General features: G+C 73.2%; 12 protein-coding genes. 6 read left to right on the top strand and 6 right to left on the bottom strand.

The window, feature by feature from the left end; translation table 11 throughout:
- Nucleotides 1-8 precede the first annotated feature (8 nt).
- The 6 genes from EXW95_RS14100 to aroA form a co-directional block, all read right to left on the bottom strand.
- Entirely contained in the window at nucleotides 9-251 is a 243-nt protein-coding gene (locus EXW95_RS14100; RefSeq protein WP_174367981.1) for a hypothetical protein, read from the bottom strand.
- A 149-nt stretch (nucleotides 252-400) separates the two neighbouring features.
- On the bottom strand, nucleotides 401-1,789 hold the full coding sequence (locus EXW95_RS20720) for a DEAD/DEAH box helicase (protein WP_254605624.1): 1,389 nt from the start codon (nucleotides 1,787-1,789) through the stop codon (nucleotides 401-403).
- Nucleotides 1,744-3,762, bottom strand: a complete 2,019-nt coding sequence (locus EXW95_RS20715; protein WP_254605622.1) for an SWIM zinc finger family protein — start codon at nucleotides 3,760-3,762, stop codon at nucleotides 1,744-1,746. Before EXW95_RS20715 ends, EXW95_RS20720 begins: the two co-directional genes overlap by 46 nt.
- A gap of 227 nt (nucleotides 3,763-3,989) precedes the next feature.
- Nucleotides 3,990-5,108 carry a sorbosone dehydrogenase family protein gene (locus EXW95_RS14090; RefSeq protein WP_371810075.1) on the bottom strand — a complete coding sequence of 373 codons (1,119 nt, stop codon included), beginning with the start codon at nucleotides 5,106-5,108 and terminating at the stop codon, nucleotides 3,990-3,992.
- Nucleotides 5,109-5,356: 248 nt separating this feature from the next.
- Nucleotides 5,357-5,638 (bottom strand): YiaA/YiaB family inner membrane protein, encoded by a 282-nt coding sequence (locus tag EXW95_RS14085; RefSeq protein ID WP_046844247.1) that lies wholly within the window; start codon nucleotides 5,636-5,638, stop codon nucleotides 5,357-5,359.
- A 267-nt stretch (nucleotides 5,639-5,905) separates the two neighbouring features.
- A complete protein-coding gene (gene aroA, locus EXW95_RS14080) occupies nucleotides 5,906-7,231 on the bottom strand; it encodes a 3-phosphoshikimate 1-carboxyvinyltransferase (RefSeq protein WP_174367980.1) in 1,326 nt (441 codons plus the stop codon).
- Between the two features lie 364 nt (nucleotides 7,232-7,595).
- Between aroA and EXW95_RS14075 the strand changes: the two genes are divergently transcribed.
- From EXW95_RS14075 to EXW95_RS14050, 6 genes are all read left to right on the top strand, one after another.
- A complete protein-coding gene (locus tag EXW95_RS14075) occupies nucleotides 7,596-8,807 on the top strand; it encodes a hypothetical protein (protein ID WP_174367979.1) in 1,212 nt (403 codons plus the stop codon).
- A gap of 208 nt (nucleotides 8,808-9,015) precedes the next feature.
- Nucleotides 9,016-9,831 (top strand): hypothetical protein, encoded by an 816-nt coding sequence (locus EXW95_RS14070; protein WP_174367978.1) that lies wholly within the window; start codon nucleotides 9,016-9,018, stop codon nucleotides 9,829-9,831.
- On the top strand, nucleotides 9,828-11,075 hold the full coding sequence (locus EXW95_RS14065) for a glycosyltransferase (protein ID WP_174367977.1): 1,248 nt from the start codon (nucleotides 9,828-9,830) through the stop codon (nucleotides 11,073-11,075). Before EXW95_RS14070 ends, EXW95_RS14065 begins: the two co-directional genes overlap by 4 nt.
- Nucleotides 11,072-12,721 (top strand): hypothetical protein, encoded by a 1,650-nt coding sequence (locus EXW95_RS14060; RefSeq protein WP_174367976.1) that lies wholly within the window; start codon nucleotides 11,072-11,074, stop codon nucleotides 12,719-12,721. The genes EXW95_RS14065 and EXW95_RS14060 overlap by 4 nt, the downstream gene beginning before the upstream one ends.
- Nucleotides 12,718-13,641: a hypothetical protein gene (locus tag EXW95_RS14055; RefSeq protein ID WP_174367975.1), complete on the top strand. Its 924-nt coding sequence runs from the start codon at nucleotides 12,718-12,720 to the stop codon at nucleotides 13,639-13,641. Before EXW95_RS14060 ends, EXW95_RS14055 begins: the two co-directional genes overlap by 4 nt.
- Nucleotides 13,632-14,450: a hypothetical protein gene (locus tag EXW95_RS14050; protein ID WP_174367974.1), complete on the top strand. Its 819-nt coding sequence runs from the start codon at nucleotides 13,632-13,634 to the stop codon at nucleotides 14,448-14,450. The genes EXW95_RS14055 and EXW95_RS14050 overlap by 10 nt, the downstream gene beginning before the upstream one ends.
- Nucleotides 14,451-14,452 lie beyond the last annotated feature (2 nt).

Genomic DNA, 14,452 nt, shown 5'->3' with positions numbered 1-14,452 from the left:
GCGCGGGGTCACCTCTCCCCCCTTCCGGCGCAGGAGTCATCGGCAGAGCAGTCCTCTGCCTGATCGGCCAGTGGTACATGTTCGGGAGGCAGGTCGTCGGTGGGCAGCGTCTCCAGCAGCCACACGAGCTGCCCCGGTGCGGTCAGCAGGTCGGTCCAATCGGTCGGCCAGAGGCGGTCCCAGGCGGGCGGCGCGAGCAGCAGCGCGGCGGTCCCGAGGCGGAGGGCAGCGGCGGTCAGGACGGTACTCATGGATCAGTCCCCTGAGGCTCCGTGAATGCGGAGTCGGACCTCATGACACGCCTCCACCCGTGACCACGCCGTGCCCGGCACGTGACCGCGAAGCACGGAAACGGGAGGGGCCGCGCGGCGCGACACCCTCCCGGACCGTCGGGGCGGGTTTACCCGACCTGCTCGACCCCGCTGCGTTCGGGCAGGTCGCCGTCCTCGTCCTCCAGCGGCGCGAACAGGCGGTCCAGGTCGGCGGACGTGAGCTGGGTGGCGTCGCTGAGACCCCCGTCGAGAATGCCGCGCGCCAGGGACGCCTTGCGGGCCTGCAGGTCCAGGATGCGTTCCTCGACGCTGCCGGCGGCGATCAGCTTGTACACGAACACCGGTTTGTCCTGCCCGATGCGGTAGGCGCGGTCGGTGGCCTGCTCCTCGGCTGCGGGGTTCCACCAGGGGTCGTAGTGGATGACGGTGTCGGCCGCCGTGAGGTTCAGGCCGACGCCCCCGGCTTTCAGGGTGATCAGGAACACGTGGGTCTTGCCGTTCTGGAACGCGTCGATCTGGCCCTGACGGTCCTGGGTGCTGCCGGTGATCATGGAGTACGGGATGCGCTGTTCACGCAGCCAGTCCTCGAGGTGGCGCAGCAGCGTGGCGAAGCCGCTGAAGATCAGGACGCGCCTTCCCTCCTCGATCATCTGCGGGAGGTGCGCCTGGAGCCAGTCGAACTTGGCGTTGTTCTGCACGCCGCGCGCCGCGTCGAGTTTCACGAGGCGCGGGTCGGTGACCGCCTGCCGCAGCTTCAGGAGGGCGTCGAGGATGGCGATGGTGCTGCGGGCGAGGCCGCGCGCACGGAGTTCCTCGCGAACGCGGGTCTCGGTCGTGACGCGCACCGTCTCGTACAGGTCACGCTGGTCGCCGTCCAGCGTGACGCGCACCGGGATCTCGGTCTTGGGGGGCAGTTCGCGCGCCACGTCGCGTTTCTCGCGCCGCAGGATGAACGGGCGCACGCGCGCGGCGAGCGCCTGACGGCGGGACGCCTCGCCGCGCTTCTCGATGGGCGTGCGGTACAACTCGCGGAACGTCTTCTCGTCGTGCAGCAGGCCCGGCGCGAGGAAGTTGAACTGCGACCACAGCTCACCCAGGTGGTTTTCCAGCGGCGTGCCGGTCAGCGCGAGGCGGTGCCGGGCACTGAGGCTCCCGGCGGCCTTAGCGGCGGCCGTGCGGGTGTTCTTGATATTCTGCGCCTCGTCGAGGATCACGAGGTGGTACTCGAACGCCCCCAACTCCGTGATGTCGCGCGGCAGCAGCGGGTACGTCGTGAGGATCAGGTCATGCTCGGGAATCCGCGCGAACTGCGCGCGGCGGTCCTTGCCGTGCAGCGTCAGCACCCGCAGGTCCGGCGTGAACTTCGCCGCTTCCGCCTGCCAGTTGCCGATCACGCTGGTCGGCGCGATCACCAGACTGGGCCGGTCCGCGCGGCCCGATTCCTTCTCCAGCAGCAGGTGCGACAGGGTCATTACGGTTTTTCCCAGCCCCATGTCGTCGGCGAGGATGCCGCCCATGCCGTACTCTCGCAGGAATTGCAGCCACGCGACGCCCTGGCGCTGGTAGGGGCGCAGGTCGGCGCGCAGGCCCTGCGGGGGGTGATGTCCTGCACGCCCCGGAAGTCGCGCAGGCGGCGGCCCAGGTCGAGGAGGCGTTCGGCGCCGAGCCAGCGGGCCTGCACGGCTTCTTCCAGCTGGGCGACGCGGGCGGCGTCGAGGAGTGGGAGGCGCAGCGGGCCGGGGGGCAGGTCGCGGAGGTTGAGTTCCACGAGGACGCCCAGGATGGCGCGGACGCGTCCGGCGGGCAGCGCGACGCGGCGGCCGTCGCCGAGGGAGGCGTGCAGGACCTCGTCGTCCTTGAGTTCCGCGAGGGCTTCGGGGGTGAACAGTTGCGGCTGGCGGGCGATCAGGTCGGCGAGGATGGGGATGAGGCTGAGGCGCTGGCCGTCCACGACGATGCCGAGGTCGAGGGTGAACCAGCCGCCGTGGGAGTCGTCAGTCTCGCCGTACCAGTCGGTGATCTCCGCGAAGTTCAGCGGGAAGTCCGGGTGGACGTGGATGGTGAAGCCCTGCGCTTCGAGGTCCTCGCGCCCGGCGCGCATGAAGGCCATCCAGGCGTCGTCGTCCCCGAGGGTGAGGAGGTGGTCGCCGCCGGGGACGGTGTACTCGTGGCCGTAGGCGTCCTCGAGGAGCATGAAGCCGCTCAGGGCGACGGTGTGGGCCGCGTCGCGTTCCGCTTCGGGGTCGCGGGTGACGCGGGTGAGGACGCCGTTCCGGAAGACGGCGGGGCCGGTGCCTGCGTGGTCGTCGGGAACGGTGAGGCCCGCGTAGGCGTGCCGGAGTTCTGCCAGTGGGAGCGTGACGGTGTGCCGCGCGCCGCTGAAGGCGTGGTGGGTGGCCTCGCGCGCCAGCAGGTGCAACTGCGGGGTGTACGGCAGGCGTTCCTCGCGGACCTGCACGGTCTGCGGGATGGGCAGGTTCAGGCCGGAGGCGGTGATCGCGTGGGCCAGCGCGACGGCCTGCGCGGGCGGCAGGACCGGGCCGGACAGGAAGCGGGCCGTGACCTCGGCGGGCGCGTCGGTCTGCACGCGCGAGAGGGTCAGCGCGGCGGGCCTCACCGCCCAGGGGGGCGCGACCGGGAGCAGCTGCGCGTCCGGCGCGTCCGGGAGGTGCACGGCGGGGGTCTGCCCGCCGCGCGGGTCGCTCAGCCACGCCAGCTGCCCGCTCAGGTCCGGACCGCGCGTGAGGGGCTGCTCGGGCCGCTCCCAGCACAGGCGGCCGCTGCCGAGCAGGTGCTCCAGCAGCAGGTCCGCCGCGGGGTGGTCGGTCAGGGCGTGCAGTTCCTCCTGCCAGCGGCCCGGCTCGTGCGTGGCGGTGGTCGCCATTTCCAGCAGCCGCAGGAGGTTCGAGTCGCGGCGCACGAACGCGGGCGCGCTGCTGAGGTTGCGGGGCAGCGGGTAGCGTTCAGCTCCCTTCACGTCCGGCTGCTCGCCGCGCAGCGGCACGCGCAGGAGTTGCAGCGCCACGCGCCTCCCCCCCGCCGACGAGCCGGGCGGCAGGAAGCGCAGCACGTAGCGCAGTTCGAACTGACGGCCGCGGCTGGGGCTGCGGGTGTCCGTGAACGACGCCAGCCACTGCTGCGTGCGGGCGTCCAGGGGTTCCTCGGCGGGGGCGGGTTTGCCACCGTCGGCCGCGTCGCGGGGCGCGGGGCGCGGCCCGGCGGGCGGGTCGGTCGCCAGCACGAGCGCGGCCACGTGACGGCAGCGGTAGCGCCCGCAAGTGCAGGAACTGCCGCGCAGTTGCGGGTCCGGCGGGGGCAGCAGGTCCACCGTGGCGTGGTAGGGCACGCCCGCGTCGGTGACAGTCGCCTCGGCGTGCCAGCCGTCGTCCGTCCACTCGCGGCGCACGTCGGTGACGGCCTCCTCGCGCAGCGCGAGGCCCTGCGCGGCGGTGTCGAGCGCGAAGCCGGGCGGCAGGCGGCTGAGTTTCATCGGGCCCCCGCGTGGACACCTGCGTCAGGCGTCCACCCCTGCGGGCGGGACGGAATGACCATCACGACGGGAACAAACACGCCCTCCAGTGTACCGCGCCCCGCCTGATCCTGAATCCGAAGTCCAGCACAGAGCGCCGCGTCGGCTGGACAGCTGTCCGGACCCCACCACCCCGCGTCGTCGGGCGGGACGACGAACACCCCCTCCACCCCGCCCGGCGACCCGGCTCAGCGGGCCTGGATGCGCCAGACGCGGCCCTCGCCGTCGTCGGTCAGCAGCAGCGAGCCGTCGGCGGCCACCGCGAGGTCCACCGGGCGCCCAACGACGTTCTGCCCACGCAGGAAGCCGGTCAGGAAGTCCGTGACCCGCCCGGTCTGCGGGTCGATGGTGATCACCTTGTAGCCGCTCTTCTCGCTGCGGTTCCAGCTGCCGTGCAGCGCCACGAACATCTGCCCGCGGTAAGCGGCGGGGAAGGTCTTCCCGGTATAGAACGCCAGGCCCAGCGGCGCGGAATGCGCGGTGGTCAGCGCGAAGGCGGGCGTGGCGGCCTTGCAGGTGTCAGCGGATTTGCGGCCAAAGTCTTTGTCCCACACCTGTGCCTGTCCGGGCTGGGTGGTGTAGCAGTACGGCCAGCCGTAGAACCCGCCCTGTTTGACCTTGTAGAACCCCTCGGGCGGGAGGTCGTCGCCCAGCTGATCGCGGCCGTTGTTCGTGGCATACAACTGCCCACCGAACCACTCGACCCCCACCGCGTTACGCAGCCCGGTCGCGTAGGGCTTGCCGTTCTTCCCGTCTGCGTCGTACACCCAGATCGCGGCGCGTTTCGGGTCGCTCTCCTCGCAGACGTTGCAGGTGCTGCCCACCGACACGTACATCCGCCCGTCCGGGCCGAACTCCACGGTGCGGGTGGAGTGCCCGCCGCCGCCCGGCAGGTTCACCAGTCTCACCGGCGCGGCGCTGGCCTTCGTGTCCCCGGCCCTGTACGGGAAACGCACCACGCCGTCCGTGTTCGCCACGTACAGGAACCCGCCCCGGATGGCGAGGCCGTGCGGCTGGTTCAGCCCGCTGGCGAACACCTGCTTCCCGTCCGCCTTCCCGTCACGGTTGCGGTCCGGCAGGACGTACACGATCCCGGCGCCCGTGTCGCTGAGCAGCACGTCCCCGTTGCTGGCGACCACCATGAAGCGCGGCTTCCTGAAGCCGTCCGCGTACAGGTTCACGCTGAACCCGGCGGGCACTTTGAGGCTCTGCGCGACGCCAGTGCTGCTCTGCGCGCAGCCGGTGCCCAGCAGGGCGAGGGTCATAGCAGCCAGCGCCGCCGGAAAGGCCAGTCGGATTGAGGGCATGCTCCCAGCAGACCAGCCACTCATGAGGCGGGCATGCCAGCCGGATCAACGTCGGGCCGAGATCAGCCTGTAGCCCACCTCAGGCGATGCAGAGTCCGCACCCGTAAGCAGCGGTGGGCGCCACCCTGAACAACGTCACGCTGGAACGCCGATCCTGCACACCCCCTCCCGGCCTCCCCGCTCAAGGGGGAGGGGCAGAACGGCTCGGCCCATCATGGGCTGACCCGCACGGCGCGTGCCAGCCTGGATCAGGTGTCGAACTTGCTGAGCACCTGCTCGGTGCGGGCGCTCTTGACGCGGTTCACGAGCCGTTCGTGCTCGTGCCGGTCACGCAGGCTCTTGGAGAGGGTCAGGGTGCTGGCCGTCAGGAACAGCGTGCCCATGTACAGGTACCCCTTGATCCACCAGTCCACCGGGATGAAGTAGATGCCCAGGATCATCAGGCCCAGCGCGGTCGTGAACGCGATCCAGATGAAACTCAGCCAGGCGGGGGAATCACCGACGATATCCGGGTTGCTGAACTGCGTCATGGGTACAACCTCCTGTGACGGGCCCTGCGGACTGTGAAGGGCACTGCTGAGGATTCTGCCGTGACGGGCACGCGCTGCGCCGCTCAGGTGCCCTTGCGCCGGTCAAGCCGGGCATGCTAGTGACCCGCCGCCCAGCTCGCCCCAGCATAGGAGCGGGACAGCCGTCTCACACTGGCTTCTGAACGCACTCCAGAAAAGCCCCTCCAACCCTCGCCCAGACGCGAGAAAGCCGCCCCAGTTCAGGGCAGCTTTCCGGTGTCCTGAATGTCAGGCGCGCGTGGCTTCCGGGTACTCGAACCTCGCCCCGAGGGATTCGAGGTGACGGAAGAACATCGGGTAGCTCTTGCGGATGTGGTGCGCGCCCGTGATGCGGATGGGGGCCTGCGCGCCCAGGCCCAGCACGGTCAGCAGCATGATCATGCGGTGGTCGCCGTGCCCGTCTGCGGTGACGCCCCCGGCGAGGCTGGGCGTGCCCGTGACGGTCAGGCTGTCCTGCGTCTCGGTGACGGTCAGGCCCAGAGCCTCCAGTTCGCGGCGCGTGTCGCTGATGCGGTCGCATTCCTTCAGGCGCAACGTGTACACGTTCTCCCAGGTGGTCGTGCCCTCCGCCAGGGCCGCCGCCGCCGTCAGGGCCTGCACGGCGTCCGTGAAGCCGTCCCCGTCCCGCGTGACCGCGCGCAGGGGCCGCCCGCCGCGCACGATCACGGTATCGCCCTCTCGGGTCAGGTCCGCACCCATCTCCCGCAGCACGTTCAGGGCCTCGCGTTCACCCTGCAGGTCATGCTCGCGGAGGTTCGACAGGCGCAGCTCGCCGGGCCGCGTGGCGGCCGCCGCGAGGATCGCCGCGCTGCCCGGGTAATCCCCCGGCACGAGCACGCGGCCCGCCCGGAACGCCTGCCCACCCGGAATCGTGATGCGGCTCAGGTCCTCACTGGCAGACGCCTGCACCCCGAACGCCGCCAGGGTGTCCAGCGTCTGCCGCAGCGGCGCGTGACTCTTGATGTCCCCCGTCAGCCGCAGGTCCAGCCCGTCCGCGAGCAGCGGCCCCAGGAACATCAGCGCCGACGCGTACTGGCTGCTGCGCTCCGCACTGACCTCCACCACGCCCCCCCGCACCGGGCCCGAGATGGCCAGGGGGAACATGCCCTCCCGACTCTGCACCCGCGCCCCCAGGCGCGACAGGGCCTCCAGCAGATCCCCCTGCGGCCGCTTTCCGAGCGAATCCGGGTAGTCCGTCACGAACGACGTGCCCGTCGTCAGGGCCGCCACGCCCATCAGGAACCGCGCCACCGCCCCCGCATTCCCCGGATTCAACGTCACACCCGCCTGCGGACTGCTCCCGAACCCCCGGATCACGGCGTCCCCACCCACCAGCTCCACGCCCGCACCCCAGTCCCCCAGGCAGCGCAGCATCGCCCCCGCGTCCTCGCTGGTCGCCACGCCCACCACCCGTGACTCCCCATCCGCCAGCGCCGCCGCCAGCAGGTACCGCGTCGTGTAATTCTTGCTCGGCTGCGCCCGCAACTCCCCCCGCAACTCCGCGGCGGGATGCACGATCACGTCAAACTTCTCCGGCAGGCCATCCGCACTCATGAGGCCAGCGTAGCCCGCACGCCCACGCCACGCCGGGACGCTGTACAGGAGGGGGAAGTGGGGAGTGGGTTGTAGGCAGTAGGAAGGGAGGCTGCTGCGCAGCGGGAAGGGCAACCCCTTAGTCGCCTACGGGGACAGCTCCCCTCCCTGCGGGCCCTGCGAGTCAGGGGGAGCCTCGAACACAGGCCTCTGCGGCGAGAAGCAGATCGGCGCGCCACAGCGCACGCCAGGGCACCACACCCGGCCGTCCGGCGCCTTCATGTTCCTGCGTTTCAGGGCGGTGTGAGAGTCGCGTGGGCACCCTGACGGGAGTACGGCGCCCCCAGCTTCCCTCATCTCACCGGGCGGCGCCCCGGAGCCTCCCATGCGTGCACCCCTGACCGTGACCCTGCTGACCGCGCTGCTGGCCGCCTGTTCCCAGACGCCCACCCCGGCGCCGGACGTGACCGGCAGCGCGGAGGGACTGGCGGCGCAGGCGAGGAGCACCTGCCGCCTCCCGGCGATCCCGAGCGTGATACGCGCGGTGCGGTTCGATCCGTCGTACGCGTACGGACTGGGCCTGGACGCCACGCAGCTGAGCGCGCAGCTGGTGGACGCCTGGGCGCGCGAGGGCGTGAACACCGCGTACGTGCTCGTGTACAACCCCACGTACGGCGCGCGGTACCGCACGACCTACGCGAACAACGTCGTCGAGAGCTGGGGGCAGCAGGACCTGCTGGGAGCGCTGCTGACCGCCGCCGCGCCGCGCGGCATTCAGGTGATCGCGTGGGTGTACGACTTCCGGCACGCGGGCGCACTGGCGGCCAACCCGGACTGGACGTCCCGCCGCGCCGACGGGCAGGGCTACGAGGAGAGTTTCGACCGGGCGTTCATGACGCTGGGCAGCAGCGCCGCCGAGACGTGGTACCAGGGGTTCCTGAAGGACCTGCTGACCCGCTACCCGGCGCTGAGTGGCGTGGATCTCGCCGAACCGGTCGTGAACTGGTGGGGCGCGCAGGCCGATTACAGCGCCGCGAGCACCGCCGCCTTCCAGAAGGCGTACCCCGGGCAGACGGTCGGGGGGGACACCTGGCGCACCTGGCGGGCGGCGCAACTGTCCGCTCACCTGGCCCGCTCGGCCCGCACCGTCCGGAGCCTGTGCAAGCGCGTGCACGTGACGACCACCCTGACCGCCGCACCGGACGGCACGCTGATGCCCCCCGCGACCGTGGCGCGCGAGACGGGCTTCGACCTGAACGCCGTGCTGGGCAGCGCCGACCGGCCGGACGTGCTGAACGCCGAACTGATCTGGCAGCAGTGGAAGGCCCAGTACGGCGCGGCCGTCTTCACGCCGGACTGGACGGGCGCCGCGACGCGGCAGGCCCTCGCGCAGGTGGCGGGCCGGGCACGACTGGCGGTGCATGTGGAGACCACGCCGTTCGGCGCGGTGGTGCCGTCGGACGCGGACACCCAGGCGGCCCTGCGCGCGGCCAGCGCGGCGGGCGCGTCGGCACTGGACGTGTACGACAGCACGGTGCTGGACAGCAGCAGCCCCTGGGCGAGCGTGTACGCGCCCCTGACTGCACAGGCCCGCTGACGCGGCCACCCCCCGGCGGGGGCCCCCATGCCCCCCTGCCGGATGCAGGCCGGTCGGCGACAGGACCGCTATTTTTGACAGGAATCACCGGTCAGATCTGCCGCTACTGGTGCCCGGAGGCCACGGCGCCGGGTGAGAACCGTTCACTGCTCCGTCCGGGCGTCCTGACCTGAAGTCAGGCGGCCGTCGTCTCGACCCGGGGGTCCCTATGCTCAGTCTTCAGGTGTGCGGCCTCGTGGTCAGCAGCCTCTCCTCTCTGCCCAGCCCGCAGTGGCTGCAGGTCACCAGCGCCGCGTACGACTGCCCGGTCAGCGTGACCCGCAGCGAGCAGCGGGTCAGCCTGAGCGCGCTGGACCGGCGGGTGTCGGTCATGCCCGGCACGTGGCGGGTGCTGCCCGCCGAGCAGGCGGCGCGGGCCCGGGCTGGGGACGGCGTGCGCCTCCCGGCCGACCCGTGGCCGGTCATCCGTGACGGGACGCTGCGGCGCGCGCTGCTGGACGCCTCGGCGCGCGGCGCGGCGCTGCTCGTCGAGACCGACCGCCCCGGGACGCTGGGCGCGGTGGCCACCACCTACCGGGGCCTGAACCTGACGCCCAGCGCGGCGTTCGTGCCGGACCTGAGCGGGAACCTGAACCTGTGGCCGCGCGGCACGGCGGTCGTGGCGCGGCTGGACGGCGCCCCGCTGCTGCCGCGGCTGGCGCAGCTGCCCGGGCGGACGGTCGTGCCCTTCGAGCCGGACGGGGCGGGGGGGCAGCGGGCCGCGCCGGACGCGCCGACCACGCTGCGGGTCGCGCCGCGCCTGGAGTGGTCGTTCGCCGGGCAGACGTACCGCAGCGACGCCGAGCCGGGTGCCCTGGCGGGCGCGCTGAGCCGCGTCATGCCTGCCATGTGGGCCGCCGGGCACGCCCTGAACGGCGCGCTGCCCAGCCTGCTGCTGAACCTCAGCAGCGCCGCGGCGTGGGTGGTGCTGGCGGTCATGCTGCTCAGCGGCGGCGCGCTGCTGCGGGCGCTGGTGCGGCGGTGAATCCGGTCGACGCGGTCTTCACGCTGGCCTTCTGGGGCATCACCATTCCGCTGCTGGGCTGGGCGCTGCTGACCATCGGGGCGGTGCTGTACGCCCGCAGCACCCGGCAGGAGGTGCAGGCGCTGCGGGGGCCGCTGCCGCGCGTACCGTCCGTGAGTGTGCTGGTGCCCGCGCACAACGAGGCCGAGGTGATCGAGGCGACCGTGCGGGCCCTGCACGCGCAGACGTACCCGGACCTGGAAATCCTGGTGATCGACGACGCGTCCACTGACGACACGCCGGCCATCCTGGCGCGGCTGGCGGGGGAACTGCCGCGCCTGCGGGTGCTGAACGTCCCGCCCGGGCAGGGCGGCAAGGGCAAGTCCCGCACGCTGAACCTGGGGCTGCCGCACGCGCGGGGCGAGGTGATCGCCGTGTACGACGCGGACAACACCCCGGAACCCGACGCGCTGCACCTGCTGGTGGCGGCGCTGCTGGCCGACCCGAAACTGGCGGCCGTGAACGGCAAGGTGCGCACCCGCAACCGCGACGCGAGCCTGCTGACGCGCTTCATCGCGCTGGAATTCATGTACTTCCAGTGGCTGTACCAGGGGGGCCGCTGGCAGCTGCGGCGCCTGAGTACCCTGATGGGCACGAACTACGTCATCTGGCACCGGTACCTGACGGCGCTGGGTGGCTTCGACGAGGCGTCCCTGGTGGACGACACCGAGATGAGCTTCCGGCTGATGCAGGCCGGGTACGGGATCCGCTGGGTGCCGTTCGCGGTCACGTGGGAGCAGGAGCCCGACACGTACCCCGTGTGGTTCCGGCAGCGCATGCGCTGGAGCAAGGGGAACTTCTACGTGACCTTCAAGTACCTGCCGCTGGCGCTGTCGCACCCGTACCCGCTGGGGCTGGAACTGCTGTACCTCGTGCTGAATTTCCTGGTGTTCTTCCCGTCGCTGCTCATGAGCACGGCCGTGCTCGTGCTGGGGCTGCTGGGCGTGGCGCACGTGACCCTGCCGGGACCGTTCACGGCGCTGTGGGTGCTGTCGTACCTGCTGTTCGTGGGGCAGATGTGGCTGGTCGTGACGCTGGAGGACCGCCGCCTGAGCAACTACCTGCTTGGCCCGCTGAGTTACTTCACGTACGCGCAGCTGTTCATTCCGGTCAGCCTGGGTGCGCTGCGGTCGTACCTGGGAGACGCGCTGCGGGGCCGGCAGGGCACCTGGGTGAAGACGCCCCGCAAGAAGGAGAACGCGTGACGCGCGCGGGGCGGGTGCTGGCGCTGCTGCTCGCGCTGGGCGGCGCCGCGCACGCCGAGGACCTCACGCTGCGCGACTGGGTGACGGGCCCGCGCGGCACGTACCTGAGCGTCCCGCCGTTCGAGGCGTGGCGGGACGTGCGCGTGCAGGTGTCGGGCCTGCCGTCGCGCGGCCCGTGGACGCTGCGGCTGGACGGGCGGGTCGTGGCGACGTCCGGGGCCCAGGGCGGCACGCTGAGCGCGGCGCTGCCGGACGTGCCGGGCGGCGCGCACCAGCTGACGATCTCGGCGGGGGACTGCGACGCACCCCGGGCGGTGCGGGCCACGCTGCGCAGCCGCTCTGAACAGCGGCGGGCGCCGCACCTGAACGAGGTCGCGGCGCTGCTGCGCGCCCCGGACGGTCAGCTGCGGCTGGCCCGCCTGGACTGGCCGGAACGCACGCCGGGCAGCGTCGCGGCGGCCCTGGCGCTCGCGCAGGGGCTGGGCGCCCACGCGCGGGTGCTGTGGCTGGACGCGCGGGCGCCGCTGCCGGGCGCGGCGGACGTCCCGCCGGACCTGCGCGTGGCGTTCCGGCCCGACCCGGCCCTGCCGGTGCCCGCGCGGCTGACCCTGGCGGACCGTGACCTGACCGTCACGTACCGGGACGAGGCAGCCCTGCCGGGCGCGGTGGCGGCCCTCCTCGCGGCGCAGGCGCCCGGCACGGCAGGCGCGGCCCGCCTGGACGGCGTGAGGGCCGATCTGGAGACCCTCCCGGCGCTGCCCGCGGCGCGGCTGGAAGCGCCCGTCACCCTGGCGGAGTTCGGTCTGGGCGACTACCTGCTGGACCGCTGGCCGACCGTGCAGGTGCTGCGCGTGCCGCCCGCCTGGGCGATGGGCGGCGGGACGGGCCGCGCGCAGCTGCGCCTGACCCTGCTGGGCCCGGAGCGCGCGGCCGTGCAGGCGGGCCTGAGTGAACGCGAGGGCCGCGCCCCGCTGGAACGCGGGCAGCCCACCACCCTGGACCTGCCTGCCGCGCGGCTGGCCGCCACGCAGGGCGTCCCGCTGCGCGCGCGGCTGTGGACGGCCGGGGGCGCGCAGGACACGACCGGGAGTGCCGGGGAGGCTGGGGCCGCGTGCCCGGCGGCCCGTGTGGACGCCCGCGCCTCGCGCGCCGCGCTGAACCTGCGCCCCAGCAGCGGCGTGGCGGCGCTCCCGGCCGCGCTGATCGCCGATCCCAGCGTGGGCCTGCCGGACTCGCCGCAGGCGCTGTCCTTCGCGCTCACCCTGGCGGGCACGCTGCCCGGGTGGGGCCTGACGGGCACGCTGCCGTGGCAGGTGCGCCTGAACGCGCCGGGCGCCGCGACGACCACCCTGACGCTGCAGCGCACGCCGCTGCCCATGGACATCCCGAACGAACTGACCACCCGGGGCCGGCGGGACGCGCCCACCCTGACCGTGAACTGGCGGGCCGACGCCGACCTGGCCGCCCTGAGTGCCGACTGGCTGGCGGTACCCGCGCAGCTGCGGCCCGGCATGGGCGTGATCACGGTCCGGCCGGGCGGCGCGGTGCAGGTGCGGCCGCGCGGCACGACCGGCGCGCCGTGGGTGGGGCTGCTGATCTCGGCGGCGCTGCTGCCGCTGGCGGCGCTGGGAGCGCGGCGCGCGTGAACGGCCCGGGAGTCGCGGCGCTGATCACGGCGGCGCTGGTCACGGGCCTGGCAGCGCTGGCGGCCGGGGTGGCGGCGCGGCCCGCGCCGGACGCGACCTTCGAGACGGTCATCTGGCAGCCGGACTGCCTGAGTGCCGGGCAGGTGCGGAACTACCGGCCGCTGGGCGCGCGGACGCTGCTGCTGCAGTGGACGGCCGTGGAGGACCAGCGGTTCCTGGGGCGCGGCGCGGACCTGTGCGCGCTGGACTGGCGGGCCGCGCAGCGCCGCAGCGGCGACCTGCGGCTGGTGGTGGGCCTGCAGGGCGCGTACCATCCGCGCGTGCAGGACCTCCCGGCCCTGGCGCGGGCGTCGCGGGCGCTGGCGGCCGAGTGGCCGGGCGGCACGTTCTACGCCCCGGTCGAGCTGAGGCCCGACTGGCCGGCCGCGCCGGTCCGCGCGTACCTGCAGGCCCTGCCGCGCCCGCTGTGGGTGAGCGTGTACGCCGCCCGGGGCGGGTACACCCCGGCGCTGGTGGCGTGGGTGGCGCGGGCCGTCCCGGCGGACGTGCGGGTGCTCGTGCAGGACGGCGTGGGGGTCGGGCACGCCTCGCCGGAGGATGCGGCGGCGGTCGTGCGGGCCCTGCGGGCGCAGCGCGGTGCGGACGGCGCGGCGGTGATCGTCGAGGTATTCCGCCCGCGCGCCGGTGGCGGGTGGCGGGCGGCGTGGCCGTGGGAACTGGCCGGGCAGCTGCGCGCCTACCGGGACCTGCCGCGCGTGGCGTTCGACGGGCCGCATTACATGACGGGCGCGTGGATCCGGTCGCTGGTGTGGTTGCGGCGGGCGGGCCTGCTGGGTGACGCGGGGCGACCCGCGCGGGGTGCGGGCGGCGGTGAGGGTGGCGGTGCGGGCCGCCCGGGACGGGAGATGACATGGACGTGAACCTGAGACCGACGCGGCTGGTGCTGCTGGGCCTGACCGGCCTGCTGTGCCTGAGTGCCTTCGAACTGCTGTCCCCCGGTGACCGGCCGCTGTGGCTGCTGGTGAGCGGCGCGGCGATGCTGGGCACAGTGATGCGGCCCGCGGCGGCGGCGCTGCTGGGCTGGGGGCTGGTGCTGCTGCTGGCCGCGTACCTGATCGTGCGCGGGGCGCTGGGGGTCGTGAACGGCGCGGGCTGGCTGACGACGCTGCTCGTGCCGTGGCTGCCGATGATGACCAGCGCGGTCGTGGAGCACGTGCGCCGCACCGAGACGCGCCGCCTGGAGTTGCAGCGGGTGCTGGACCTGCGCGCGGAGCTGAATCCGGTGACGGCGCTGCCCGGGGCGGGCATGGCGGCGCTGCTGCTGCCGACGATCAGCGCGAACCTGGAGCGGCAGGGGCACGCGGCGGCGGTGGTGGAGGTGCAGGTGTCGAACCTGGCGCTGCTGGAGCAGCTGTACGACGAGGCGCAGCAGCACGCGACGCTGCTGGCCCTGCGGGACGCGCTGACGGCCGAACTGCGCGGCAGCGACTGGCTGTTTCACCTGACGTCGGGGCGCCTGCTGATCCTGGCGGACCTGGGCCGCCATCATCAGGGGCACGTGGTGCTGCTGGACCGGTTGCAGCAGCGGCTGGGCGCGGTGCCACGCGCGGAACTGACCCTGCGGGGCGCGGCGCTGCACCTGCCCCTGACGGACCTGGACGGCGTGCTGGCGTCCCTGCAACTCCTGCCGCCCCTGACGGTGCAGCCGACGGGGGCCGCGGCGGACTGACC

The organism is Deinococcus sp. JMULE3 (assembly GCF_013337115.1).
Lineage (GTDB): Bacteria > Deinococcota > Deinococci > Deinococcales > Deinococcaceae > Deinococcus.
This window is presented reverse-complemented; position numbering and strand designations above follow the sequence as displayed.